Consider the following 25,547-nt stretch of genomic DNA (forward strand, 5'->3'; position numbering starts at 1 on the left):
AGGATTAATCCCTCTTTCCTTCCCCTCGCAATACTTAAACAATTTTACACAAATTCACATTGTATTCATTTTGCTTACACAGCACGGATCTGCCGATGAAAGCCCCACACAATATCGCCCTGATAATAACGTCAGCCGCTGGCCTGTCCTTAATGTTCCCTGCCCAGGCGGCAGAGCCGGATAATCAATTTATTATTCAGCAGCAGCGCCAGAGAGCACTGGAGCAGCAATTAACCCCGCCCGTTCCCGATGTGCGTCTTTCTGAGCCCTCATCCGGCTTTGGCAAAATTGCTTTCCCGACGGAATCCCCCTGCTTCCCGATTAACCGCGTCGAGCTGAGCGGCGAGGAGGCTCTGCCCCACTGGCTACCGCTCCAGCGTATTGCGGACCAGGCCCAGGGGCGCTGTCTGGGCGGAAAAGGGATCAACCTGCTGATGAGTACAATGCAGAACCGCATCGTCGACCACGGCTGGATCACCACCCGCGTGCTGGCCCCGTCTCAGGATCTGAAGAGCGGGACGCTGAAACTCGCCATCGTACCGGGCACCATCCGCCACGTGAAGCTGACCGAAGAGAGTGACGACTATATCCAGCTCTACAGCGCCTTTCCGGCCCACGAGGGGAACCTGCTGGATCTGCGCGATATTGAACAGGGGCTGGAAAACCTGCAACGTCTGCCGACGGTGGAGGCCAGCATGGAGCTGTTGCCGGGGGAAAACCCGGGCGAGAGCGATGTGGTGATCGCCCGTAAGCAGAGCAAAATGTGGCGTATCGGCCTGTCGCTGGACGATGCCGGGACCGAAACCACCGGGCGCTACCAGGGCGGCGTCACGCTGTCGCTGGATAACCCCTTCTCCCTGAGCGACCTGCTGTATGTCTCTGCCAGCCACGATCTGAACGACAAGGGCGGCAAAGGCAGCAAAAACTACACCGCCCACTACTCGGTGCCCTTTGGCTACTGGATGCTGGGCATCACCGGCAGCGACTACGACTACCACCAGACCGTCGCCGGCCTGAACGAGGATTATCGCTACAGCGGTAAAAGCAAAAACCTCGACATTCAGCTCAGCCGCGTGCTGCACCGCAGCGGCTCGCAAAAAACCACCTTCAGCTACGACGTGCTGGCGCGGGAGACCCGCAACTTTATCGACGATACGGAAGTGGGCGTCCAGCGCCGTCAGACCGCGGGCTGGCGCATCGGGCTGGATCACCGCCACTACATCGGCCAGGCGACGCTGGATGCAGGCATCAGCTATCAGCGCGGCACGCGCTGGTTTGGTGCCCAGCCTGCGCCGGAAGAGTACTGGGGCGATGCTACTGCCCTGAGCAAAATTACCCAGCTCAGCGCTCAGTTCGACCTGCCGTTTGCCATCGGCACGCAGAACTTCCGCTACAACGTGCAGTACCTGCGCCAGATCAGCAACACGCCGCTGACGCCGCAGGATCAGTTTGCCATCGGCAACCGCTGGACGGTGCGCGGCTTTGACGGCGAGCGCACCCTGAGCGCCAGCCACGGCTGGTACGTGCGTAACGATCTGGCCTGGCGCACGCCGCTGCCAAATCAGGAGTTCTATCTGGGTGCCGACTACGGCGAAGTGGGCGGCTACAGCTCGGATCTGCAGGTGGGTAAACACCTGGCGGGCGGCGTGGCGGGCCTGCGCGGCAACGCCTTTAACACCGGCTACGACCTGTTCGCCGGAACGCCGTTCTCGAAGCCGGACGGCTTTGAAACCAGCGATCTCACGCTCGGCTTTAACCTGAACTGGAGCTGGTGATGCGCGTCGGAGATCTGGATATCAAAGCGCCGCTGATCCTCGGCGGGCAGGAGAGCGAGGCCGAAGTGCTGGGGGCCACCGTCTGGCTGTGGATGCACTCCCCGATGCACCGGGATGCCCCGTTGCACGCCCTCCCCACCCTGCTGCTGCCCATCATTAAGCGCCAGCAGTACGTGCTGGTGAGCGAAAACGACCGGCCGATCTTTTTCCTCAGCTGGGCCTGGCTGAACGAGGAGGCGGAAGCCCGCTACCTCACCCGCCCGGCCATCGAGATGAGAGAAGAGGACTGGGACAGCGGGGAGCGGATCTGGTTCTGCGACTGGATCGCCCCCTTCGGCCATACCCCCGCGATGTACAACCTGATGCGCCGCGATATCTTCCCCGACCACGTCTGCCGCGCGCTTTATCACCGCGGCGCGCAGCGTGGCAAGCGCGTGATGCTGTTCCACGGCAGCCACGTCAGCCGTCAACACGCCAGAGAGTGGCAACAGAATCACCCGCTCACCGTAAGCCTGCCGGAAGCGTTTAAAGGAACGAACCATGAATAAGAACCTGTACCGAATTGTCTTTAACAAAGCGCGCGGCATGCTGATGGTGGTGGCGGATATCGCCCGCTCCGGCCGCGCCGGTTCGTCCCGTTCTTCCGGCATCGGCCATACCCACGGCCAGCTTATCGGCAAGGTGAGCGCCATCAGCCTGAGCCTGTGGCTGGCGATGGGGGCCGTGCAGACGGCGCAGGCCACTATCGTGGCGGACGCTGGTGCGCCAAAAAACCAGCAGCCCACGGTCATCAACAGCGCCAACGGCACGCCGCAGGTCAATATCCAGACCCCGTCCGCAGCCGGGGTGTCACGTAACAACTACACCCAGTTTGACGTGGACAACAAAGGGGCGATCCTCAACAACTCGCACAAAAACGTGCAGACCAATATCGGCGGCATGGTGGCGGGCAACCCGTGGCTGGCGAAAGGCGAAGCCAAAGTGATCCTCAACGAGGTCAGCTCCCGCGACCCGAGCAAGCTGAACGGCATGATCGAAGTGGCGGGGAAAAAAGCCCAGGTGGTGATCGCCAACCCGTCGGGCATCACCTGTAGCGGCTGCGGCTTTATTAACGCCAACCGCGCCACCCTCACCACCGGCCAGCCGCAGATGAAAGATGGCGCGCTGACCGGGTTTAACGTCGAGCGCGGCGAAGTGGTGGTGGACGGCGCGGGGATGGACACCTCCGGCGCGGATTACACCGACATCATCGCCCGCTCGGTGAAAGTTAACGCCGGGCTGTGGGCCAACGATCTGAAAGTCACCACCGGGCGCAACAAGGTGGATGCCGCCCACGAGGTGATTGAGAAAGGCAGTGACGATCCGGCCACCCGCCCGCAGCTGGCGGTGGACGTGGCCAGCCTCGGCGGCATGTACGCAGGCAAGATCCGCATGGTCGGCACCGAGACCGGCGTCGGGGTGCGTAACGCCGGGGCTATCGGCGCCCAGGCGGGCAGCGTGACCCTTTCTGCCGACGGGCGCATCGAGAACAGCGGTACCCTGCGCGCGGGCGACGATGCCCACCTGCAAACCGCCAGCGAGCTGAACAACAGCGGGGTAATTACCGCCGCGAACAATGTCCGGGTCAGCGCGGCAAGCCTCACCGGGAGCCAGCAGAGCGTGCTGGCCGCCGGGGTGAAAAGCGACGGCAAGCTCGCCGACGCGGGGGATCTGGAAATCAGCACCAGCGGCCAGCTGAGCGCTCACGGGCAAACCCTGGCGGGGGGGACGCTCAGCGCGCGCGGCCAGGGCGTAGACGTCAGCGGCAGCCAGACCCAGGCGAAACGCGTTCTGCTGGATGGCGGCGCGGGGGATGTCAGCACCGCCAGCGCGAGGGTCAACGCCAGCAAACTGACTATCCGCAGCGGGAAAATGCTCAACAATAGCGCGGGCACGCTGAGCGCGGAGACAGTTAACCTTAGCGCTCACGACCTCAACAACCAGCAAGGCAAAATCGCCCACAGCGGTAGCAGCCCCCTGGCGGTGGATCTGGCGGGCAAACTCGATAACCAGCAGGGGCAGATTGGCGCGGCCAACGGCGTGCAGCTTAAGGCTGAAAAAATCGACAACACCGCCGGGCAGATCGTGGCGGTGGCGGGCAACACCCGGCTTGAGGCCGGCAGTGTAAACAATCAGCAGGGGCTAATCTCTGCCGCTGCGGGCGACGGCGAGATCGCCAGCCAGCAGGCGGTGAACAACGCTAAAGGCCGCATCGAGGCGGCGAAAACCCAGCGCATCAGTGCCGGGAGCCTCGACAACCAGCAGGGGGTGATTGTTGCCGACGGCGCGACCCTGGCCCTGAATGCCTTTGATAACCGTGCCGGCTTCCTGCTCTCTCAGGGTTCCCTGAACCTCGAGAGCGGTACGCTGAACAACCAGAGTGGCTTCCTGGCAAGCGACGGCGACTTTAGCCTCAACGCGGGTGCTATCAACAACACCGACGGCCAGATCGGTGCGAACCGAACGTTGACTGCCGGTTTCGACACGCTCAGCAATAACGGCGGCGCGCTGAAATCGGTCGGGGTCATGACCCTGAGCGGCGGCCTGCTGGATAACAGCCAGGGCACCACCTTCTCCGGCGACAGCCTCGCCTTTAACGGCGACACGCTGAACAACACCGCCGGGCAACTGGCGGCGGCGAAGAGCCTCTCGCTGGCAATCACCGGCCTGAATAACCAGAGCGGCGTACTGCAGGGCGACGGCGTGAATATCACCTCCGGCACCCTCGATAATGGCTCAGGCACCCTCAACAGCCTGGGTGCGCTGAACCTCTCGGCAGAGAGCATCAATAACCAGGCCGGTACCCTGGCGGCCAGCGGTACGGCGGATATTGCGGCCACGAATCTGGATAACCGCAGCGGCGGGCGGGTCATTGGCGAGGCCGATACCGCCCTGCACAGCCAGAACCTGCAAAACGGCGGCGGGCAGATCCAGTCGGTGGGCGATCTGCTCCTCGACAGTGCCCGGGGTGCGGTGGATAACGTCTCCGGGCTGATCCGCAGCGGCAAAAGCGTGACCCTCAACGCCCTGCGCTTTGTTAACCAGGATACCCTCGGTGCAAACCAGGGGCTGGAGGGCCAGAGCCTGACGCTGAACACCGGTGCGCTGGATAACCAGCGCGGCAGCATCCTTGCAAATAATACGCTGGATATTGATAACAGCGGCATGCTGAACAACAGCGCCGGGGCGCTGGCCTCGGGCGGCACGCTGGATCTCAGCGGCAACGGGCTGGATCTGGTGAATGCGGGCGGCACCCTGAAAGCGGGTAAAACCCTGAGCGTGGACGCAACGTCCCTCGATGCCAGCGGCCAGCTGCTGTCGCTGGGGGATATGGATCTTCACAGCACCAGCGGCGTGAACAATACCGGTTCCACCATCGCTAACGGCAACCTCACGTTCACTACCGACGGGGACCTCACCAACAGCGGCCAGCTGATGGCGGGCAGCGCGCTCGACGTGCAGAGCGCCAACCTGACCAACCTCGCCAGCGGCGAAATCAACGCGGGCAGCACTACCCTGACCGCCACCGGCACGGTACGCAATACCGGTCTGATTGACGGCATTGCCACCCGCATCAACGCCAATACCCTGACCAACATCGGCACCGGACGGATCTACGGCGATGCGGTGGGGGTAAATGTGGATACCTTTAATAACCTCGCCGAAAACGGCACCGCGGCGACGCTGGCGGGACGCGAGCGCGTGAACCTCGGCGTGCAGACCCTGAATAATGCCGATCACGGTCTGATGTACAGCGCCGGCAGCATGACCATTGGCGGCGCGCTGGACGACAATGCCGCCGTCACGGGCCGCGCCGGTACCATTAATAACCACAGCTCGACCATTGAATCCGCCGGGGATATGGCAATTGCCGCCGGGCAGATCAACAACATCAACGACCACTTCTCCACCGAGGTGGTGCGGGTGTCACAGGAAGATCTGACCGACTATCAGCACACGGGTTCCACCAACCGCTGGAGTTCGACAGAGGACGGCGTCTGGGTGGACGGCAACTCCTCTGACGGGCTGCGTAACCTGAATACGCCAGACAATACCGGTGCCAATAACGATAACTTCAACCAGTACGACTACACCCGTACGATTGACGAAACGCGCATCAAAGAGAGCGACCCGGCGAAGATCCTCGCCGGGGGCAACCTGCTCATGACCGGCGACAAACTGTTTAACGACAAGAGCCAGGTGATTGCGGGCGGCACCCTGGCGATTGACCAGATGGGCAGCGTGAAGAACGAGGACGTGCCCGGCCAGCGCTTCACCACCGATGAAGGCACCGTTACCCACTACTACCGTATTCGCCACAAAGGCGACGATGAGCAGGGTCGCGATCGCACGGCCTACACCCCGCCAACCACCATTCAGGATATCGCCCTCAAACCGGGCCAGTTGGTCAGCAACGGCAGCGTCGAGGGGAGTCATCTCAGTATCACTCCGCTGGTGTTGCAGGGAACGGACGTCACCATTGGACAGGCCGCGGGGGTGAAACCCGCGCCGCAGCAGACCGTTTCGCCGGGCGAGCCGGTGACCCCGCCGGCCGGACAGCAGTTTGAAGTGACCCCGGCCGACGGCGCGATCCGCATTATCGGCCCGAATACCACCCTGCCGGACAACAGCCTGTTCAAGGTGAACCCATCGGCGGACGTGCCGTACCTGGTGGAGACCGACCCGCGCTTTACCAACGAGCGCCAGTGGCTCGGCAGCGACTATATGCAGGACGCCTTTACCGCCAATGGCGACAACACCCAGAAACGGCTGGGGGATGGCTATTACGAGCAGCGCCTGATCCGCGAGCAGGTGATTGGCATTACCGGCCAGCGCTATCTGGACGGCTACAACAACGACGAAGAGCAGTACAAGGCGCTGATGGATCGCGGCATTACCTTCGGCAAGCAGTACGACCTGAAGATCGGCGTGGCGCTGACGCCAGAGCAGATGGCGCTCCTGACCGGGGATATCGTCTGGCTGGTTAACACCCGGGTGAAGATGCCGGACGGCTCGATGGAGAACGTGCTGGTGCCGCAGGTCTACGCCAAAGTGAAACAGGGAGATATCGACGGCTCCGGGGCGCTGATTGCCGGCAACAATGTCTCCATCAAGCTTAACGGGGACCTGTTTAACCGCGGGACGATTGCCGGGCACAAAGTCCTGCAGCTGGATGCCGACAACATCACCAACCAGACCGGCACCCTTCAGGGGGCGGACGTCAACCTGAACGCCCGCACCGATATCAACAACCTTGGCGGTGCCATCGTGGGCGACGGCAGCGTGCTGGCCAGCGCCGGACGCGACATCAATCTCATCAGCACCACCACCAGCGCCGACAGCGTTAACGGCGAGAACAGCTTCGCCCGCACCACCATCGACAGCGTCTCCGGCATTTACGTGCAGGGCGACGACGGTAAGCTGGCGTTGCAGTCCGGGCGGGATATGACCCTGACCGGGGCGCAGGTGATCGCCAGCGGCGAGAACGGCAAAGCGCAGCTGGTGGCCGGGCGGGATATGACCCTGAACACGGTGGAAACCGCCAGCCGCGATAACCTGGTGTGGGATGCCGACAACAGCCTGAAGCAGGGGCAGACCCAGAGCGTGGGCAGCGAAGTGACCGGTAAAGGCGACGTCACCCTGGCCGCCGGTAACGATCTCAACGCCCGTGCCGCCGCCCTCTCCGCCGGAGAGGCGCTTAACGTCAGCGCCGGGAATAACCTGACCCTGACGGCAGGCGAAAACACGCAGGATCTGGACGAACGGCATAAAGTAGTGGGCGGTAACGGCTTCCTGTCGAAAACCACCACCACCACCCGCGACCAGATTGACCGTCAGACGGTGCAGAGCAGCGAGCTGAACGGCAATACCGTTAACCTCACCGCCGGAAACGATCTCACCGTGCGCGGCAGCAACGTGGCGGGCACCGGGGACGTATCCCTGCTGGCAGGCAACAACCTGACCGTGGAGACCCAGGCCGAGCGCAATAACGAGCTGCACCAGAAGCAGGAGAAAAAATCGGGGCTGTTAAGCTCGGGCGGGATCGGCTTTAGCGTCGGCACCCAGAGTATCAAAACCACCGACACCGGCGCGGACGCCACCCAGGCGGGCAGTACCGTCGGCAGCGTTGACGGCGACCTGACCCTGCGGGCGGGAGATCGCCTGACGGTGAGCGGCTCGGATCTGGTGGCCGGTCAGGACATGGCCCTCAGCGGTAAAAACGTTGACATCACGGCGGTGAACAACCGCAGCCAGCAGACCCACGAGGTGGAGCAGAAAACCTCCGGGCTGACGCTGGCGCTCTCCGGTACCGTTGGCAGCGCGTTGAACAGCGCCGTCGAGGCCTCGCAGCAGGCGAAATCCTCCGGCAGCGGCCGCCTGCAGGCATTGCAGGGCGTGAAGGCGGCGCTCTCCGGCGTGCAGGCCGCCCAGGCCGCACGGATGGACCAGGCGCTGGGCGCAGACGAATCAAACACCAACACGGTGGGCATTAGCCTCTCTTACGGCAGCCAGTCGTCGAAATCGACCCAGTACAGCGAGCAGAACACCGCTCAGGGCAGCACCCTCAACGCCGGGCGCGATCTCAGCGTGATCGCCACCGGCAGCGGCGCGCGCGGCGCGGATGGGGATCTGACCGTGGAAGGCAGCCAGCTGAAGGCGGGCAACGATATCACGCTTGCCGCCAACCGCGATCTGTACCTGCGCTCGGCGCAAAACACCCAGCTGCTGGACGGTAAAAACGAGAGCAAGGGCGGCAGCGTCGGGGTTGGCATCGGATACGGCTCCGGCGGCGCGGGCATCAACATCTCCGCCAGCGTCAACCGCGGCAAAGGCAACGAGAGCGGCAACGGCACCACCCACAGCGAGACCACCGTGGATGCGGGCCGCCAGGTGAATCTTCTGACCGGACGTGATGCCACCCTGACCGGGGCGCAGGTGAGCGGCGAAACCGTGAAAGCGGACATTGGCCGCAACCTGACGCTCACCTCCGAGCAGGACAGCGATCGCTACGACTCAAAACAGCAGAACGCCAGCGCAGGCGGGAGCTTCAGCATCGGCACCATGACCGGCTCGGCCAGCGTCAACCTCAGCCGCGACAAGATGCACAGCAACTACGACTCGGTGGTGGAACAGACCGGGATCTTCGCGGGCAAAGGCGGCTATGACGTGACCGTGGGCGAGCATACCCAGCTCAACGGGGCGGTGATTGGCTCGACGGCGACCGCCGATAAAAACCGTCTCGATACCGGCACCATTGGCTTCAGCGATATTGAAAACCGCGCCGATTTCGAAGTGGAACACCAGAGCGTGGGCATGAGCACCGGGGGCAGCATCGGCAGCCAGTTTGCCGGCAACATGGCTAACGGCCTGCTGGTGGGCGCCAACCGCGACGGACATGACAGCAGCACCACGCACGCAGCGGTATCGGACGGTACGCTGATCGTCCGCGACCCGACTCGTCAGGTGCAGGATATTAACCAGCTCAGCCGCGACGTGGAGCACGCCAACCAGACGCTCTCTCCTATCTTCGACAAAGAGAAAGAGCAGGAGCGACTCCAGCAGGCACAGCTGATCGGCGAGATCGGCAATCAGGTGGCGGATATTGCCCGCACCGAGGGCAGCATCCGCGCCACCAACGTGGCGAAAGAGAAGCTTAAAAACGTCAACGCGCAGGACCTGCAGGAGGCGAAAGCGGCGTGGGAGAAAGCCAACCCGGGCAAAACCGCGACGCTGGAAGATATTAACGGCCAGATCTACCAGACGGCGTACAACGATGCGATGAATGCCTCCGGCTTTGGCACCGGCGGGGAGTATCAGCGGGCGATTCAGGCGGCGACGGCGGCGGTTCAGGGGCTGGCCGGGAGCGATCTCAGCGCCGCTCTCGCGGGCGGTGCTGCACCGTACCTGGCGTATGTCATTGGTCACCGCAGCGGGTTGAGCAACGAGGGCAAAGTTGCCGCCCACGCGGTGGTCAACGCCGCGCTGGCCGCCGCCCAGGGGCAAAACGCGCTGGCGGGTGCCGCCGGCGCCACCACGGGCGAGCTGGTGGGGATGATCGCCCTCGAGATGTACGGCAAATCTGCCGATAAGCTGGATGAAACGCAGAAGCAGACGGTTTCTGCGCTGGCGACGCTGGCGGCAGGCTTATCCGGTGGGCTGGTGGGCGACAGCTCAGCTTCCATTGTTGCCGGGGCGCAGGCGGGTAAAACGACGGTTGAGAATAACTCCGTTGGCGACATCGTCGCGGCACTGCAGGAGGGTAAAACCACCGCGCAGGTGGCCGAAGAGCAGGTGAAGGCCGAAAATGAACGCTATAAGCGCGAAAACTGTGCCGGGATGAGCGCCGAAGCCTGCGCGGTTAAAATGTATACCGAGCGTCGGGAAGCGCTGAAGGATATGGCGTTGTTTGGCGTAGATTTTGTCCCGGTCGTGGGTGATATCAAGAGCTTTGCGGAAGCGCACAGTGCGCTTGATTATCTGGCTGCAACGATTGGCATCATTCCTGGCGCAGGGGATGTTGCGGGCAAAGCCATTAAGGGTGCGGAAAAGGCGCTTAAAGCAGGCGATCTGGAAGCGGCGTCTAAGCTGATTAACCAGGCCAGTGATGAGATTACCTACGTTGCGGGCAGTAAAGGTAACTGGAGCAAAGAGCTAAATAATCCAAAACCAAATGAAGTTTACAAGTTTGGTGATGCTCATACCTTTAAAACAGATGCGCAAGGAAGGACAGTGAGCGTCGAAAGCACACTCTCCTTGTCTAAAAGCGATCGTAATACTTATCAACAATGTAAGGCTGGTAAATGTGGCCTCGAAGGTGATGAGGGTGGTCATTTAATTGCCAGTATCTTTAATGGCCCAGGTGAGAAGCTCAATCTAGTTCCTATGGATGGCAGCCTTAACAAACGTGAATGGAAAAAGATGGAAAATCTATGGGCTAATGAACTGAGAAATGGTAAAAAAGTACAAGTTAAAATCGAGCCGGTATACACAGGAACGAATAACCGCCCTGACAGCTTTAACGTAATTTACTCTATTGATGGAGGTCGTCCTGTTATCAAAGATATCAGCAACTCACCTGGAGGGATAAAATGAAAGAACTAGACGATCTGCATAATAAAATTGGCCAGTTACTGTCTGATGCAGGGCCAGCTAATGCTAAGAAGATTATCACTCGCGCTAAATTAGCGCTGGATGGCGAATCCTGCGAGTATGAATATGATTATATTGATCAAGACGATCATGAAGACTGGTTTGTTCCTGACAAGTTAGCCAGTTACGATCTGAGATTGCTGTTAGTGAGAATGCGGGATTTTCACCTGCAAAATAATATGACTAATGGTAAGCCTGCATGGACAAACTGTGAGATAATCATTGACATACCTGAAGGGAAAATAAATATTAACTTCTCCTATAATGATTAATTTACCTTCAATGAATGGGCGATTAAATTGTCCATTCATTTCACAAAACACTAAATTTATATAAAAACCTTAGTTTTTCATTAAAAGTAGTCGAAGAAAGGATCTGATATTTACATAGATTGTCTGATTCGGGTTATCGCTGATATGGTTATTTCCCTTGAATTCACTGGCGAGACTTCCATCTGTCCCGATGGCGCAACCGGGATGATGAAAAGTTTTGCCGCTCCCTGAAAAAAATATTGCCAGATGGAACGAAACGATTATCTATAGTGAAGACAGGAGGCTTTAATTTTAATGACAAACAAATCACTTGGCCAACTACGGGCAGGATTAGATTGTTACCAATCAAATGGCTATGTCGAATCCAATTCATTTAACGATCCGAATGATGATGCTCTGGAATATCTGGGCATGCTGCTCGTGGATGATCAACCCACAGCGCTAAAGTATTGCCAGAGTTTTTTGCAGCAGTCCCAGGTCAATGATGAACTAAAATCAGCCGCACTTGATTTCTTACTACTGTCTAGTGAATGGAATTTCGCGTATCAGTATCTTTATAGCCAGGCGGAAAGACTTTCTATCCCGGAACTTGAAAAGTCGTTTTTTTATTTTTGTTGTGATAAAAACGAAGCCACACCTTATCCCGTTCCCGAAGGGCTATTCACTAAATTGTTAGCACGATTCGAGGTTGTTAAAAATGAGCCCGATGCTTATTTTTATCATCTTCATGAAGCCTATAATGACTTTGTTAAAACACTTTCCGATACGCAGAATTGACTTTATTGTGGGGGAAAAATCTGCAGTATCTATGTTATGAACTTAAAAGCTCTGAAAATACGGAGATTAAGACGGTAAAGTGACTATCGAGAAAACGACTCTAATCGTAGATAAAATGCAACGTATGGCTACTCTATTAGAATTAGGTGGTTATGCCGAATGGTCAGCTAGTATTTTTAAACTGGCTAAAAAATATGAGCTTGATCCTGATGATACCAAACACATTTTTCTAAATTTCTATGGTGGCATGGGCTCTCTGAACGATCTCGTACTGTACAGAAACGGAAAGGTTTTGATGGATGAAAACGATGAACTCGCTCAGCTCAGGCGCGACCTGTTTAACCTTCTTTCCTGAACAAAAATCCCGCTTTCGTAAGTAGTTTCTATGAATTTATTCTTTAACAACCAGGTTATATTATTGTTGAGAAGTACACGCCTGACAGGAGTGATAAAATGACAGTGAAATGTGCTCATTTTATAGATGTTCTTTGTAAAAAGGTAAATTCTGTTGAAGTTATCAACCTGTGTCAGGCTATCGGTGAAACCCCGGTTATATCAGCTGATGCTGGCGAAGGCAAAGTCGACATGCTCCCTGGATGGATCAATGGATGGTCAAAGTATGATTACGGCAACCACTCAGTGCATCTTCAGTACACAGAGCATAATCATCTGTGTCACGAAACGTTGATTAAAAATTAGAACGTCCTGATTTATAATCTTTTTTCAAATTTTAGTCCGGATCGATGTAAAGCGATTACGGGCTTAAATATTGGTAGTAGTCTTTATCCTGCTATACTGCCGTATTCCATAAAGGGAGCAAATATCCTTGGGTAAAGGGAAATAATGATGGGTTACTGGTTCTATAACAAGATGGAAAAATTGGGGGCCGGGGAGCAGCGAGCAAACAATTTTAACAGGTGACGGTATGGCTAATAGCCTGAATGACGTTATTGAAGAGTTAAAGGTAGTGTCCGGGAACGAGAGAAGTAATATTCCTTTACCGGATGATGATATTATTTCTAAATATGAAGGAGAAACAGGCTTTTCTTTTTCACCTGACTACAAGAAACTTCTTAAGGAAGTTGGCAATATCTATTATGGAACAATCGAACTATTATCTGTCACAGAAGACAAAAAATTCTATGGCGAGTTGTTAACGGCTATAAATGATGCGAAAGAACTTGGCGTGCCTGAATCGTGGCTACCCATATGTGAAGATAACGGTAGTTATTATTGTTTAGACCAACAAGGTCGTGTCCAATATTGGATTGGCGATGGTGCTAGTGAAGAGCAATGGCCTGATTTAGCCGCCTGGGTGAAAGATGTCTGGATCGATGGCAACTAAGGTAAGTCAAGGTAAATATTTATCTGGAAAACCCCGTAGCCATAAAAGATGATTTTTGGAGCACCTGTAGAAGCGGTGCTCCAAAAACGCCAGGGTCCTGGTATTGCCCTCATACCCTGGACATTACCTGAAAAACGCGTCGACTGTGATGAAATAAAATACATTTTTCTAAGTTTCTATGGCGGCATGGGATCTCTGAACGATCTCGTATTGTACAGAAACGGAAAGGTTTTGATGGATGAAAACGATGAACTCGCTCAGCTCAGACGCGACCTGTTTAACCTTCTTTCCTGAATAAAAATCCCGCTTTCGTAGGTGGTTTCTATGAATTTGTTCTTTAACAACCAGGTTATATTATTGTTGAGAAGTACACGCCAGACAGGAGTTACAAAATGACAGTGGAATGGGCTCATTTTATAGATGTTCTTGGTAAAAGGGAAAATTCTGTTGAAGTTATCAACCTGTGTCATGCTATCGGTGAATCCCCGGTTATATCAGCTGATGCTGGCGAATATAACGATCCCGATGGAAAAACGAAGCACTATAAATTTTATCAGTCTGGTATCGAGATGGGGTTTCGGAAAGACTGCTTAAATCATATTCATTTTTACTTTGGCAATGAAGATGGATATTCACCCTTTACAGGCAATTTTATCCCCGGAATTAAAGGAGGGATGGACAGGGCATTTATTACAAAATTGTCTGGAAAACCCACTTTGTCTGGCGAAGGCAAAGTCGACATGCTCCTTGGGTGGATCAATGGCTGGTCAAAGTATGATTACGGCAACCACTCAGTACATCTTCAGTACACGGAGCATAATCACCTGTGTCACGCAACGTTGATTAAAAATTAAAAAACCATTATTTGTAACGGTTTTTATCAAACTTTAGCCCGGATTGGTGTATAGAGATTACGGGCATAAATATTGCCTCATTTGAGTTAATTTATCTTTCAGGAGGAATGATGCGTCAATCCCAGGATATTTATAATGACATTGGTTCAGGATTGCTCTCGATCGCGCCTGATACTGCGGTGAGTTTACTTATGACTATGTCGATAAACAGGGTCACCAGCATTGGGTCACTGAAACAGCAAATGCCAGTGCAAGACTTTTAGATCTTTTGGTCGAACTGAGGAATTTTTTTGTTGATAACGTTCAATCACTCGAAAGCCCTTCTGGCGGGGCTGTGAGGTAACAGTAAACGTTGAAACACTCAGGATTAACATTGACTTTAAATATGAGAACTAAAATGACTATGTATTTGGAAAAACTCTTATCCGTTTGCAGTGGTGATATTTCATCATGCAAGGGGCATAAACTAACCTCAGGCTTTCATAATTACCCGCTGATTGATGATTTAACGACTTTATTAAACAACAGAAACGGCTTTTATGGTTTTGAGTCAGCCTTGCATGTTTTCCCTTTAGAGACAAATGGGGAAGAGATCGGCGTAATTGACTGGAATGACCATAGGTTATGGATTGATTGTTACGATGATCTTGCTCATAACGCCATTTTCTTTGCTGAAGATGTTTTTGGCGGTCAATTTTGTATAAAACAAGATGGCATATACACGTTCGATCCAGAGACAGGCTCTTTTGATTACCTTGCGCCTGATATCAATGAATGGTGTAAACAAATACTTGAAGACTATGAGATATTAACGGGCTACCCACTGGCAAACGCATGGCAGAAAAAGTATGGTTCAATACCTGCGGGTTATCGCCTGGTTCCCAAAATTCCGTTTGTTGCGGGTGGCGAGTATGAGCCTGATAACCTTTACTTAGAAAAATCGGCAGTAGCAATGAAAGCAAGAGCCAATATTGCACTGCAAATAAGAGATGTTCCCGATGGTAGCAACATCCAGCTAAGGTTAATTGACAGGGATTAATACCGGGAATTGCAAATGGGACGTCTTATTCCTGGCATCGTTTTTTTACTGAGTGGCTGCGTGGTGGCCGATATGGACTCTACCAACCACACCGCCTTTCCCTACTCCTGGACGTTCCAGAAGCCTGCAACAATGGGCCATACCGATCGGGTACAGCGTAAAGCCGATCTTTATGCCTGCGGCGTCGATAAAAATATCGATGTAGACAGTCCAGCATGGGGCAGAGGCAGTATCTGTCCGGGGAAGACCACAAAGCAATATTTGCCCGGGTAGAAAAAGTGGAAGCCTGCATGCAGGATAAAGGATATGTGGTGCTGGGCTTCGATGAGTGCGGGCCGCTCAAAGCCCCCACGGGAAAATGTAATTAAGTGTTCAACTATGACGAAGTAAGGGCGAGAAAATATGCGCGAATCCCAGGCTATTTATAATGATATTGGCTCGGTCTTAATAGCCGCAGCGCCCGATAACGCCGCAAAAATCATCGCGCGCGCTGAGCTGTCGCCCGAAGATGACCACTGCAAATGTGAGTTTGATTATGTGGACAGCACCTCAGGTGAGACAAACTGGTTTACTGCAGGCGCACAGGCCAATGCTGATTTGCTGGACCTTCTGGTTGAGCTGAGGAAATTTTTTATTGATAACATCTCATCACAACAGCCCGCGTTCTGGCACGCCTGTGAAATAACGGTCGATGTTGAAACGCTCAGAATCACGATTGATTTTAAATACGGCGATTAGTAGACAATAAAATATGACGACTAAGCGCAACACCCTACCAATATAGGGGAGGCAAATCCCAGGACTATTCTGGCCTTTAAGATTATTCCCTATTTCATCGCCTGCCAAAACAACCAACAATTTTATCGCCTTAATTTGCAGTGGAATATCTCCAGCCTGATGGCTGGGGATATATGGCATTACACATAAAAAATGACAACAAGGATTACGGAAAATGAAAAAAATTACCCTGGCGGTATGCGTTGCGGCGAGTCTGGCAAGCGGCGCTGCTCTGGCGGATAATCACACCGTTTCGGTGGGTTATGCGCAGAGTAACGTTGAAGACTTTAAAAATATCCGCGGCGTGAACGTTCAGTATCGCTACGAGTGGGATTCCCCGGTAAGCCTGGTGGGTTCATTTACCTATATGAGCGGCGATCAGGACGAGCATTATTATCTCGCTTCCGACTCCATTAAAAATCACATCGAAGTGAAATATTACTCCCTGATGGCAGGCCCGGCGTATCGCCTTAATGAATTCGTTTCCCTGTATGCGCTGGGCGGCGTTGCTCGCGTGAAAGCAGACGGCCACACCACCTGGGTGAACGGCGGCGACAACTATACCGAGCGCAACGGCATCGATGAGAAATCGACCTCTTTCGCCTACGGCGCGGGCGTACAGTTCAACGCAACGCCTGATCTGGCGATCCACGTCGGTTACGAAGGTACCACTGCCGACCTGGGCGATGACTACGGGATCAACGGCTGGAACCTGGGTGTGGGTTACAGCTTCTGATTGGTGCGCCCTGATGCCGGGTGGCGGCTACGCCTTACCCGGCCTACGGTCCGAGGGTTTTGTAGGCCCGGCAAGCGCAGCGCCGCCGGGCATTACAGACCGCACTATTCCCCGGCCTGCATAATATGGGCGATAAACTGGGTTAACTTCGGCAGCGGCCGCAGATCCTGACGCCATAAAAGATGCACCGGTCGGGGTTGTGGCGTGTAACTTTCCAAAACACGTATCAGCCGACCATTCGCCAGCTCGTCCGCCACCAGCACCTCCGGTTGTAACAGCAATCCCGCCCCGGCAATCGCCGCCATCCGCAGCCCATACCCGTCGTTACAGCGCAAGATCGCATCGCGCTTCCAGCGCACTTCCCCCTCCACACCCGGCAGCCGCCACTCGTTGCGCGCGGTCCAGACGGTGTGGGAGAGACAAAGATGCTCCACCAGATCGTCCGGCGTTTGCGGTGTGCCGTGACGGGCTAAATAGTCCGGCGCGGCGCAGATCACCATCCGGTAAGGACAGAGGTATTTCGCTACCAGATCCCCGGTGTGGATATCGCCAATGCGGATAGCCAGATCCACCCCCTCCTCCACCAGATCGACCATCCGGTTAGTAAGATCCAGCTCGACGCGCACCTCCGGGAAACGCTGCAAAAAGGTGGCGGTCAGCGGGGCAATCACGCACCCGCCGAATGAGGTGGGCGCGGTCACCCGCAGCGTGCCCGCGGGTGCGGTACGCAGACGCTCCACCGAACGTTCGGCGATGGCGACCTGCTCGATAACCCGCTTTGCCTCCTCAAACCAGACCCGCCCGGCGTCGGTCAGGCTCTGGCGGCGGGTATTGCGCTCCAGCAGCCGGGTGCCGAGCTGCGCCTCCAGCCAGGCGATATACTTCCCGACCATCACCGCCGACATCTCCAGCCGGGCGGCGGCACCGGTAAAGCTGCCGCTCTCCACCACCGCGATAAAGGTTTCCATGCCGCGAAGCTTATCCATATTACAAACCTCTGGTTAATAATGATCTAACTTTAGCCCAGTTTATCCGCTCTGCGGTTTGTTAAACAATCAAGGCTCACAACACAGAGGAGTCGGCTATGAAAATCGTCATTATTGGTGCCAGTGGTACGGTCGGTCAGGCCGTTACAGAAGAGCTGAGTCGTCGTCATGAAGTCATTCGCGTGGGCCGCACAAAAGGCGATCATCAGGTGGATATCACCTCGCAGGCCAGCGTGCAGGCGCTGTTCGAAAAGATCGGCCCGGTGGATGCGATTGTCTCCGCCAGCGGCGGGCTGTACTTTGGCCCGCTGTCGACTATGACCGACGGCCAGTTCAACCAGGGGCTACAGGATAAATTGCTGGGCCAGGTGCGGCTGGCGCTGACCGGGCAGCACTATCTGAATGAAGGCGGGTCGATAACCCTGATCAGCGGCATTGTGGCTCACGAGCCGATTGCCCAGGGGGTGAATGCCACCACGGTCAATGCCGCGCTGGAGGGCTTTGTCCGCGCCGCAGCGTGCGAACTGTCGCGTGGAATTCGGATCAACCTGATTAGCCCGACGGTGCTTACCGAATCGGCCGAAGCCTACGACGGTTTCTTCCCGGGCTTCGAAAGCGTGCCCGCCGCCACCGTTGCCCAGGCCTATCGCCGCAGCGTGGAAGGGGTGCAGAGCGGGCGGGTCTACAAGGTGGGTTATTGAGTCGTTTGCAATTGCCGGGTGGCGCTTCGCTTACCCGGCCTACAAAAATCGCGAACCCCAGGCCGGGTAAGGCGTAGCCGCCAGCCGGCACAACATCAGCCCACCGTGCCCCACATCAGGTTGCCGTTATGGAAGGTCGCGGTGCGCGGGGAAATGCGCGCCACCGCTTCGGCGGAGCAGGAGGCGTCCACCAGCACAAAGCTGGCGGCATCCTGCGCTTTCGGCCATACCCGCTCGCCTTTGTCGTTCAGCGGCAGCACGTCGCCGGTAGCAATACCTAACGCGCGGGACAGCGTCTGCTCGTTCGGGCGGATATAGAGCTGGGCATAGAGATTGGCTTTTTCCAGCATGTCCCCCAGGCCATACGGCGACCAGTGGTCGATCACGCTGTCGGTGCCGGTAATCACAAACACCCCTTTATCGCGCAGCTGCTTGAGCGGCATATGCAGGGTGCCGATCGGCACGGTAGAGGCGATAGTGATCTGCTGCGCCGCCATGCGCGGGGCCAGGGCGTCCACTTCCTGCTCGCTGAGCGTCGCCAGGGCAAAGGCGTGGCTGATGGTCAGCTTGCCCTTCAGCTCCGGCGTTTTCTCCACGGTTTGCACCATGTAGTTCACCGCCGCCACCCCCGCCGGGCTGGTTTCGTGCAGGTGGATATCCACCCCTTTGTCGTAATCCAGTGCAATCTGGAACATCAGGTCGAGGGATTTCTCCATCGCGCCGTCGACGCTGGTGGGGTCCAGCCCGCCGACATAGTGCGCCCCGGCCTGCATCGCCTCACGCATCAGCTTCTCCGAGTTCGAGAGCAACAGGCCGTGCTGCGGAAAAGCGACAATCTCGCAGTCGAATCCAGGCTTCCGCCGCGCCAGTACCGCCTGTAAATTCTCGAGGTTCTTCAGCCCGGAGGTGGGCTCGATATTGCAGTGGCTGCGAGCGATGGTGGAGCCCTTCGACTGGATCAGGTCGATCAGCTTTTCTGCGCGCTCCTGAGTGTAAGGTTGCAGCTCCGGAAGCAGCTTTTGCTCGAGGCGGATCATGTCCTGAATGGTGGTCCCCGCCGGGCGATTCAGCGAGCGCCACGGGCCGCCGTAAAAGGTCTTATCCAGATGGATGTGCATGTCGCGCATCGTCGGGAGCAGCAGCTTGCCGCCGCCATCGTAGTGCGGCAGCGTGGCGTCGGCGTGGCTGTTGTTATCCAGCAGGGCGGCGATTTTGCCGTCCTTGATCTCCAGCGTTTTCAGCTCGGTGCGGGTGCTGACGACCACGTCGCCGTCGACGTTAAATCCGGCCTCCAGCAGCACGTTGTCCAGATAGTAGTGTGTCGCGGTGATGTTCATCGGTTTGCCCGTCTCGCAGGTCGGTTTTGCTGTGTCAGCAGCATACGCGACGGAGCCGGTGGCGCCAAACAGCGCACAGGCGGTTGCAGCGGTGGCGATTTTGCCGCTCTGGCTGAGAAACTCCCGGCGGCTTTTATTTTCACTCATTGTCTTGTCCTTTTACTGTCTCGCGGCGGGCAGGAAGCCCGCCGGGGTTAAGCCACAATATGGGTACCGGTTTCGCCACGCAGCGCCGCAGGCAGGCAGTCCGGCGAGGTGATGATCACCCGCGTGCCGCCGTGGTGCAGGAATTCCAGGCTGGCAACGATTTTTGGCAGCATGCTTCCCGCCGGGAAGTGGCCCTCTTCCATGTAGCGCGTCATCTGCGCCACGCTCACCGTCTCCAGCGCCTGCTGGTTGGGCTTGCCGAAGTGGATGCACACTTTCTCCACGCCGGTAGTGATCACCAGCACGTTGGCGTGGATCTCGCGGGCCAGCAGCGCGGTGGAGAGATCTTTGTCGATCACCGCATCCACGCTCTGGTAGTCGCCCTGTGCGGTACGCACCACCGGAATGCCGCCGCCGCCCGCGCCAATCACCACGAAGCCTTTTTGCGTCAGCGCCTTGATGGCGTCGGCTTCGACGATGCGCACCGGCTGCGGCGAGGCCACCACGCGGCGGTATCCGCGGCCAGAATCCTCAACGAAATGCCAGTCGGGATGGGCGCGCTGTAGCTCATCACGCTGGGCCTCGCTGAAGAAAGCGCCAATCGGTTTAGTGGGATGGGTAAAGCCCGGGTCGTTCTGGTCCACTTCAACCTGAGTCACCACCGTCACCGCCTTCTGCTCGCCGCGGGCGGCGAGACGGTTGTTCAGCGCCTGCTGGATCAGGTAGCCGATCCCGCCCTGAGTGTCGGCCACACAGTTCGCCAGCGGGGTCAGGGGCAGCCCTTCCCGCTCGTGGGCGATCTCCGCCCGGCGCAGATCCAGCCCCACCTGGGGGCCGTTGCCGTGGGTGAGGACGATGTCATAGTCGGAGGCCAGCATCTCCAGCACCGAGTCCGCGACCGCTTTCACCGCCTGCGCCTGGTGCTCAATCGACTGGCTGGCGTTATCTTTGATAATGCTGTTGCCACCGATGGCGACGACCATGAGTTCTTTCATACGTTTTCCTTCGCAACAGGGGCTGGTTCAACGCTCGCGGCTTCGCGGCTATCGAGAAAATGCTTCACCACAAACATGCCGCTCATCATCAGGTAGGCCAGCACGAAGGTCAGCGAGCTGCCCTCGGCGAAGCCAACCACCGGGGCGTGGATCACCCCGAACAGGGCCAGCAGCGCCCCGACGGCGGCAGCGACCGCACCGCGCAGCGGTTTATTGATGATGGCGAAGATGGCGATACAGCCCCACAGCATGCTGGCGAGCGGTGCGCCGTTGCCGAGGTGCATCAGCCCTTCGTAGTAAATCCCTTTGCTGTGCAGCACGTCGGTACCGATTTTCGCCGCGTTGGTTCCCGCCGCCCCCATCACGCTGTTCATCATGGTCAGCGCCCAGTTGGCGATCCACGGGAACAGGCAGATAAAGATGACGGGCACCTCCACTTTGGGCGTTTCCCTCACCACCTGGTTGGCGGTGACCACGCCGATAAAGACCAGAATCGGCACGATGGCGGTCATTGGAATGATGGCGAGCATAAAGGCCCCCAGCCCGAACAGCGGCACGATGAACATGGTTACGCCGGAGGCCAGCGTGTAGCCGATGCTCGCCCCCATCGCTTTCCAGCCCGCGTGGCCGACGTAGACCGTCACCGGGAACGGGTTGCCCATCAGGCAGCCGAGCATCGAGGCCAGACCGTTAGCCAGCATCACCTTGCGGGTCGGGTACTCATCCCCCGCCGCGTGGGCGCTTTCGATGTTCTCAAGGTCAAAGATGTAGTTCGCCAGCCCCAGCGGAACCGCCGACGCCAGATACGGCAACGCGTGCGGCAGACCCTGCATAAAGCTGTCGATATGCACTTCCGGCGGGTTGAAACCGAAGGAGGACATCGAGGCTTTGATCGCTTCCGGGCTTTGCAGGCCGGAGATCCACGCCAGCGCGGTACCGGCGATCAGCAGCAGCAGACCGGTCGGGATGCGGGCGAAGATCGGCTTTTTACCAAACCAGTTGATGAAGATCAGCAGCAGCACGATGAAGGAGACCGTCGGCGCTTCGAAGGCCTGGAGCATCGGGTTCATTGCCAGCAGCAGCAGACCCAGACCGGACAGGCACGACAGCAGCACGGTACGCGGGATCATCTTGCGGATGGTTTCGCCGAGGAAGGAACCGCCCGCGAGGATCATCGCCTCCACGAAGCACCACACCAGACCAATCTGGATGGCAAAATCCGCATCGCCGGTCTGCTGATAGACCGGCATCAGCACCAGGAAGGTCACGGTGAAGATCGACGGCGCGCTCGGCCCCGACGGCAGTGCGGTCACGTCGTTACGCCCGGTCTGGCGCGCCATCTGTAAACCGAACCACGCGTAGCAGACGCTCGCCACCAGTACCGCCAGCCCGAAGGCCGGCGCAATACGTCCATAAACAATCTCTTTCGGGATGCCGACGACAAAAATGAGCAGCCCCATCATGGTCAGCAGGTTCGTCAGGTTGTTGGTCATCAACCCGAAGTACGCCGCCCAGTCACCTCTTTTCCACTCCAGTTTCATGCTTTTCATGGATGCTTACCTTATAAGAAGTAGCGATCGCGGAAGGTCAACAGCGCCTTTTCAAAACAGCTAAACGGCGGGTGAACGATGCCCGCCCCAATCATGCCGATCCCGGCGTCTTTGTGGGCAATCGCCGTGTTGATCACCGGCAGGATGCCGCTGCCCGCCACGCGGGTAATGTCGATGGCGGTCGGGATGCCCATGAACGACAGCAGCGGAATGGTAACGTTCGGGTTTTCACCGAGGGTGATCTCGCGCATCTGGCGGGAGAAGTCGATAGCTTCCTCCACCGTGCCGCCTACCAGGGCGACAATCGCCGGGGCCGTCGCCATCGCAAAGCCGCCGATGCCGTAGGTTTCGGTGATGGCGCTGTCGCCGATATCCAGCCCGGAGTCTTCCGGCTTGTAGCCCGCGAACATCGGGCCAATCACCTGCTGCGCCGGGCCGGTGAACCACTGCCCCGGCAGGCCGGAGATGCGCAGGCCAAACTCGTAGCCGTTGCGCGCCATGGTGGTGACCACGGTGCTGTACTCGATGCCGTGGGCGGCATCCAGCGCGGCTTTGCACATCGCCATCCACGTCGGGCCGGAGAAGTAGTCGCTGCTGGCGACAAACTCAAACACCTGGCGCTGCTGCTCCACCGGATAGCCCGCCTGGATCAGCCCCGGGGTCAGGGCCTGAATCAGCAGCGTGGTACCGGCATTGTTGCGGTTGTGGCACTCGTCGCCCATGTGCAGGGCCTGAGCCAGCATTAAGCGCAGGTCGATTTCGCCGATGATTTTCATGGCATCGCGCAGCATCGGGCCAAGCACGTCGCGCATCCAGTTCAGACGGTCGATCACGCTCTGGTCGTTGGCACCCATGCGCAGGATCTTCGCCATCTGCTCGCTGAGGTTGGTGAAGGCGCGGTTGCCCCAGGTTTTGTTCTCGACGATGTGCATAAACATCGACGCGGAGGTAACGCCCGCCATCGAGCCCACGCAGTCGTGCTCGTGACACGGCGAGAAGGTGATCTCCCCGGAGGCCGCCAGCCGTGCCGCGTCCTCGAGATCTGTTGCCAGCCCTTCAAACACCAGCGCCCCGGTAACGGCCCCTTTCATCGCTCCGCACATGTTTTCCCAGGCCACCGGCGGACCGGCGTGCAGGATGGTGGTGCGGGTCATCCCCGGCACCACGTTAATGGCCTGGTCGTAGCCCACCAGCACCGGGTGAGACTGGATAATGCGCTCCAGCGCGATTTTGTTGGCAGCGGCAATTTTCTCCGCCAGCGGTTTATCCGCCAGCTGATCCAGCGCTTCCACCACCTGCATATTGCCCTGCCCCGGCGGGGTCCAGTCGAGGTGGGTAACCGGGACGTGCTGCTTCTTCAGGTCGTCGCTGAACAGGGCGATGCCGACGTTAATGACGTTAAGCGGCTGGTTAAATAAGGTGGTCATCAGGCTTTCTCCCCTTTGCAGACAAATTCACGTGCCAGTAATCCGGTATTGGTACTGCTGCTGGCCCAGATGACGCCCGCATCGGTCAGCAGCTGGCACTGCTGGCTGAGAGACGGGGTATCCTGGTCGGTGCCGAGCACATAGCCGAGGATCTCCAGCGGACGGTTGTCGGCTCTGGCGATCGCCTGCGCCTCCTTGATCGCCTCGATCATCACCCCCACCGGATCTTCGTGCGATCCGAACCCGAGGACGAAATCCATGACGATCACCCCCACTTCCGGATCGCGGGCCTCCTGCAGCAGGCGGCTGATGCGGTTGGTCGGGTCGATCATCGGGTGCGGTTTGCCGTTGGTGAAGTCGTCGTCACCAAAGTCGAGGAAGGTGTGGGCCTGGCTGACGTTGATATCTGCCAGACGTTTGGTCGGATCCGGCTGAATGTTGCTGTAGACATCATCGTATTTTTCCAGCGCGGCGAACATGGCTTCGTCGCACAGGGTGCCGCCGCAGAACAGGCCGCGAATGTACTTCTGCTGCGGGGTCAGACGGGCGCGCACCTCTTCGATCAGCGGCCAGTTGAGCGGGTGCAGGTCCAGTGACTCTTTTTTAATCCCGGTGAGCAGGACCGCTTTCAGCGCCGCCTCTTTGGTGCCGCGGGCAAACTGTAATCCGTCTTCATCGGCCGGCGGTTCATTGCGACCGAGGAAGCAGACCACCACAGGTTTACGGCAGGCGCGGGCGCGGGCCAGCACTTTCTCGGCCACCGCAGGCGCAGGCGGTTTGGAGATCAGCGCGATGACCTGGGTGGCGTCGTCGGCTTCCAGCATGCCGATGGCGTCGAGCATCATCAGCCCGCCGATTTTTTCGCTCAGATCGCGGCCGCCGGTGCCGATCAGCTGGGAGATCCCGCCGCCGAACTCGTGGATGCGCGCGCTCAGCTCCTGGCTGCCGGTACCGGAGGCACCGACGATACCGATCGAGCCACGACGCATCGCGTTGGCAAAGCACAGCCCTGCCCCGTTAATGATGGCGGTGCCGCAGTCCGGCCCCATCATCAACAGCCCTTTCTCGTGGGCCAGCTGCTTGAGCGCCAGCTCGTCGTCGAGCGAGACGTTATCAGAGAACAGCATCACGTTGAGGCCGTTCTCCAGCGCCTGGCGCGCCTCGCGGGCGGCAAAGGTGCCGTTGACGGAGATCACCGCCAGATTGCTCTCCGGGCGATGGGTTTTGGCGCTGGCGAGGGTGGCGTAGCGCGCTTCGTGACTGCCGCCGCTCTCTTTGCGGGTGAACAGGGCTTCGATGGCGGCCAGGGTGTCGTCGTTGGCGGCCTCGCCTTTAATGACGATCATCAGGTCGCCGTTTTTGGCGTCTTCTAATTCCGGCGTCAGCAGGCCGAGATTTTTTAATACGCCTTTATTCATTTCAGTGGCCATGGCGACAAAGGCCTGTTCCACGCCGGGCAATTTATTGGCTTTGGTGGAAACCGACATCAGCGATACAGAATCAAAATAAGTATTCTTTTTTATTACGATTTTGGTGGGCATTACGTCCTCCTGGATGCGGGCAAAAGGGGGCCACATCACGCCCGAAGGCATGATGGAAAAACGGTCCGGTTTTAATTTCAGGCCAGCCCGAAACGGCTG

Annotated in this window: 21 protein-coding genes; 15 read left to right on the forward strand and 6 right to left on the reverse strand. The window is 57.5% G+C overall.

Annotated elements, in window-relative coordinates:
* The first annotated feature begins 152 nt into the window (after positions 1-152).
* The 14 genes from ACP4QI_RS17130 (at position 153) to ACP4QI_RS17195 (ending at position 16,764) form a co-directional block, all read left to right on the forward strand.
* A complete protein-coding gene (locus tag ACP4QI_RS17130; protein ID WP_285128523.1) occupies positions 153-1,775 on the forward strand; it encodes a ShlB/FhaC/HecB family hemolysin secretion/activation protein in 1,623 nt (540 codons plus the stop codon).
* Positions 1,775-2,323, forward strand: a complete 549-nt coding sequence (locus tag ACP4QI_RS17135) for a toxin-activating lysine-acyltransferase (RefSeq protein WP_426495638.1) — start codon at positions 1,775-1,777, stop codon at positions 2,321-2,323. The genes ACP4QI_RS17130 and ACP4QI_RS17135 overlap by 1 nt, the downstream gene beginning before the upstream one ends.
* A complete protein-coding gene (locus ACP4QI_RS17140; RefSeq protein ID WP_426495639.1) occupies positions 2,316-10,907 on the forward strand; it encodes a two-partner secretion domain-containing protein in 8,592 nt (2,863 codons plus the stop codon). The genes ACP4QI_RS17135 and ACP4QI_RS17140 overlap by 8 nt, the downstream gene beginning before the upstream one ends.
* The gene (locus ACP4QI_RS17145; RefSeq protein ID WP_142486823.1) at positions 10,904-11,236 is read left to right on the forward strand and encodes an immunity protein YezG family protein; all 333 of its coding nucleotides are present in this window, start codon (positions 10,904-10,906) and stop codon (positions 11,234-11,236) included. Before ACP4QI_RS17140 ends, ACP4QI_RS17145 begins: the two co-directional genes overlap by 4 nt.
* Before the next feature lie 294 nt (positions 11,237-11,530).
* Positions 11,531-12,013 (forward strand): hypothetical protein, encoded by a 483-nt coding sequence (locus ACP4QI_RS17150; protein WP_426495640.1) that lies wholly within the window; start codon positions 11,531-11,533, stop codon positions 12,011-12,013.
* A 79-nt stretch (positions 12,014-12,092) separates the two neighbouring features.
* The gene (locus ACP4QI_RS17155; protein ID WP_156264466.1) at positions 12,093-12,368 is read left to right on the forward strand and encodes a DUF6966 domain-containing protein; all 276 of its coding nucleotides are present in this window, start codon (positions 12,093-12,095) and stop codon (positions 12,366-12,368) included.
* Positions 12,369-12,466: 98 nt separating this feature from the next.
* The gene (locus ACP4QI_RS17160; protein ID WP_285128414.1) at positions 12,467-12,712 is read left to right on the forward strand and encodes a hypothetical protein; all 246 of its coding nucleotides are present in this window, start codon (positions 12,467-12,469) and stop codon (positions 12,710-12,712) included.
* A gap of 226 nt (positions 12,713-12,938) precedes the next feature.
* Positions 12,939-13,358 (forward strand): SMI1/KNR4 family protein, encoded by a 420-nt coding sequence (locus ACP4QI_RS17165; protein WP_426495641.1) that lies wholly within the window; start codon positions 12,939-12,941, stop codon positions 13,356-13,358.
* A gap of 186 nt (positions 13,359-13,544) precedes the next feature.
* On the forward strand, positions 13,545-13,652 hold the full coding sequence (locus ACP4QI_RS17170) for a hypothetical protein (RefSeq protein WP_445730322.1): 108 nt from the start codon (positions 13,545-13,547) through the stop codon (positions 13,650-13,652).
* A 98-nt stretch (positions 13,653-13,750) separates the two neighbouring features.
* On the forward strand, positions 13,751-14,212 hold the full coding sequence (locus tag ACP4QI_RS17175; protein ID WP_156264469.1) for a hypothetical protein: 462 nt from the start codon (positions 13,751-13,753) through the stop codon (positions 14,210-14,212).
* Between the two features lie 373 nt (positions 14,213-14,585).
* Positions 14,586-15,251 (forward strand): SMI1/KNR4 family protein, encoded by a 666-nt coding sequence (locus ACP4QI_RS17180; RefSeq protein ID WP_285128416.1) that lies wholly within the window; start codon positions 14,586-14,588, stop codon positions 15,249-15,251.
* 15 nt (positions 15,252-15,266) lie between these two features.
* The gene (locus ACP4QI_RS17185) at positions 15,267-15,524 is read left to right on the forward strand and encodes a hypothetical protein (RefSeq protein WP_426495643.1); all 258 of its coding nucleotides are present in this window, start codon (positions 15,267-15,269) and stop codon (positions 15,522-15,524) included.
* Positions 15,525-15,653: 129 nt separating this feature from the next.
* Complete coding sequence (locus tag ACP4QI_RS17190; RefSeq protein WP_426495644.1) at positions 15,654-15,989, forward strand: hypothetical protein; 336 nt, start codon at positions 15,654-15,656, stop codon at positions 15,987-15,989.
* A gap of 214 nt (positions 15,990-16,203) precedes the next feature.
* Positions 16,204-16,764, forward strand: coding sequence for an Ail/Lom family outer membrane beta-barrel protein (locus tag ACP4QI_RS17195; protein WP_142486830.1), 561 nt, complete (start codon positions 16,204-16,206; stop codon positions 16,762-16,764).
* A 104-nt stretch (positions 16,765-16,868) separates the two neighbouring features.
* Here the strand turns inward: ACP4QI_RS17195 and ACP4QI_RS17200 are convergent, their stop codons facing one another.
* Positions 16,869-17,750, reverse strand: coding sequence for a LysR family transcriptional regulator (locus ACP4QI_RS17200; protein WP_142486831.1), 882 nt, complete (start codon positions 17,748-17,750; stop codon positions 16,869-16,871).
* 98 nt (positions 17,751-17,848) lie between these two features.
* Between ACP4QI_RS17200 and ACP4QI_RS17205 the strand changes: the two genes are divergently transcribed.
* Positions 17,849-18,451, forward strand: coding sequence for a short chain dehydrogenase (locus tag ACP4QI_RS17205; RefSeq protein WP_426495645.1), 603 nt, complete (start codon positions 17,849-17,851; stop codon positions 18,449-18,451).
* Between the two features lie 95 nt (positions 18,452-18,546).
* On the opposite strand, the gene ACP4QI_RS17210 is transcribed toward ACP4QI_RS17205, so the two are convergent.
* Genes ACP4QI_RS17210 through fdrA form a run of 5 tightly spaced genes read right to left on the reverse strand, consistent with a single transcriptional unit; the run spans position 18,547 to position 25,448 of the window.
* Positions 18,547-19,935 carry an amidohydrolase family protein gene (locus tag ACP4QI_RS17210; protein ID WP_426495646.1) on the reverse strand — a complete coding sequence of 463 codons (1,389 nt, stop codon included), beginning with the start codon at positions 19,933-19,935 and terminating at the stop codon, positions 18,547-18,549.
* A 47-nt stretch (positions 19,936-19,982) separates the two neighbouring features.
* Complete coding sequence (locus tag ACP4QI_RS17215) at positions 19,983-20,930, reverse strand: carbamate kinase family protein (RefSeq protein ID WP_142486834.1); 948 nt, start codon at positions 20,928-20,930, stop codon at positions 19,983-19,985.
* On the reverse strand, positions 20,927-22,480 hold the full coding sequence (locus ACP4QI_RS17220; RefSeq protein ID WP_142486835.1) for a xanthine permease: 1,554 nt from the start codon (positions 22,478-22,480) through the stop codon (positions 20,927-20,929). The genes ACP4QI_RS17215 and ACP4QI_RS17220 overlap by 4 nt, the downstream gene beginning before the upstream one ends.
* 11 nt (positions 22,481-22,491) lie before the next feature.
* The gene (locus tag ACP4QI_RS17225; protein WP_231313789.1) at positions 22,492-23,907 is read right to left on the reverse strand and encodes a YlbE family protein; all 1,416 of its coding nucleotides are present in this window, start codon (positions 23,905-23,907) and stop codon (positions 22,492-22,494) included.
* Positions 23,907-25,448 (reverse strand): acyl-CoA synthetase FdrA, encoded by a 1,542-nt coding sequence (fdrA, locus tag ACP4QI_RS17230; protein WP_426495647.1) that lies wholly within the window; start codon positions 25,446-25,448, stop codon positions 23,907-23,909. The genes ACP4QI_RS17225 and fdrA overlap by 1 nt, the downstream gene beginning before the upstream one ends.
* Between the last annotated feature and the right edge of the window lie 99 nt (positions 25,449-25,547).

The organism is Leclercia sp. TB492 (assembly GCF_049974505.2).
GTDB lineage: Bacteria > Pseudomonadota > Gammaproteobacteria > Enterobacterales > Enterobacteriaceae > Enterobacter > Enterobacter adecarboxylatus_C.

What these genes read in the sequence shown, in the direction of transcription:
- ACP4QI_RS17140 (WP_426495639.1), top strand. Translation starts at nt 2,316, where the DNA reads ATGAATAAGAACCTGTACCGAATTGTCTTTAACAAAGCGCGCGGCATG.
- fdrA (WP_426495647.1), bottom strand. Translation starts at nt 25,448, where the DNA reads ATGCCCACCAAAATCGTAATAAAAAAGAATACTTATTTTGATTCTGTA.
- ACP4QI_RS17145 (WP_142486823.1), top strand. Translation starts at nt 10,904, where the DNA reads ATGAAAGAACTAGACGATCTGCATAATAAAATTGGCCAGTTACTGTCT.
- ACP4QI_RS17170 (WP_445730322.1), top strand. Translation starts at nt 13,545, where the DNA reads ATGGGATCTCTGAACGATCTCGTATTGTACAGAAACGGAAAGGTTTTG.
- ACP4QI_RS17220 (WP_142486835.1), bottom strand. Translation starts at nt 22,480, where the DNA reads ATGAAAAGCATGAAACTGGAGTGGAAAAGAGGTGACTGGGCGGCGTAC.
- ACP4QI_RS17195 (WP_142486830.1), top strand. Translation starts at nt 16,204, where the DNA reads ATGAAAAAAATTACCCTGGCGGTATGCGTTGCGGCGAGTCTGGCAAGC.
- ACP4QI_RS17190 (WP_426495644.1), top strand. Translation starts at nt 15,654, where the DNA reads ATGCGCGAATCCCAGGCTATTTATAATGATATTGGCTCGGTCTTAATA.
- ACP4QI_RS17185 (WP_426495643.1), top strand. Translation starts at nt 15,267, where the DNA reads ATGGGACGTCTTATTCCTGGCATCGTTTTTTTACTGAGTGGCTGCGTG.
- ACP4QI_RS17135 (WP_426495638.1), top strand. Translation starts at nt 1,775, where the DNA reads ATGCGCGTCGGAGATCTGGATATCAAAGCGCCGCTGATCCTCGGCGGG.
- ACP4QI_RS17130 (WP_285128523.1), top strand. Translation starts at nt 153, where the DNA reads ATGTTCCCTGCCCAGGCGGCAGAGCCGGATAATCAATTTATTATTCAG.
- ACP4QI_RS17160 (WP_285128414.1), top strand. Translation starts at nt 12,467, where the DNA reads ATGACAGTGAAATGTGCTCATTTTATAGATGTTCTTTGTAAAAAGGTA.
- ACP4QI_RS17175 (WP_156264469.1), top strand. Translation starts at nt 13,751, where the DNA reads ATGACAGTGGAATGGGCTCATTTTATAGATGTTCTTGGTAAAAGGGAA.
- ACP4QI_RS17200 (WP_142486831.1), bottom strand. Translation starts at nt 17,750, where the DNA reads ATGGATAAGCTTCGCGGCATGGAAACCTTTATCGCGGTGGTGGAGAGC.
- ACP4QI_RS17225 (WP_231313789.1), bottom strand. Translation starts at nt 23,907, where the DNA reads ATGACCACCTTATTTAACCAGCCGCTTAACGTCATTAACGTCGGCATC.
- ACP4QI_RS17215 (WP_142486834.1), bottom strand. Translation starts at nt 20,930, where the DNA reads ATGAAAGAACTCATGGTCGTCGCCATCGGTGGCAACAGCATTATCAAA.
- ACP4QI_RS17210 (WP_426495646.1), bottom strand. Translation starts at nt 19,935, where the DNA reads ATGAGTGAAAATAAAAGCCGCCGGGAGTTTCTCAGCCAGAGCGGCAAA.
- ACP4QI_RS17165 (WP_426495641.1), top strand. Translation starts at nt 12,939, where the DNA reads ATGGCTAATAGCCTGAATGACGTTATTGAAGAGTTAAAGGTAGTGTCC.
- ACP4QI_RS17150 (WP_426495640.1), top strand. Translation starts at nt 11,531, where the DNA reads ATGACAAACAAATCACTTGGCCAACTACGGGCAGGATTAGATTGTTAC.
- ACP4QI_RS17205 (WP_426495645.1), top strand. Translation starts at nt 17,849, where the DNA reads ATGAAAATCGTCATTATTGGTGCCAGTGGTACGGTCGGTCAGGCCGTT.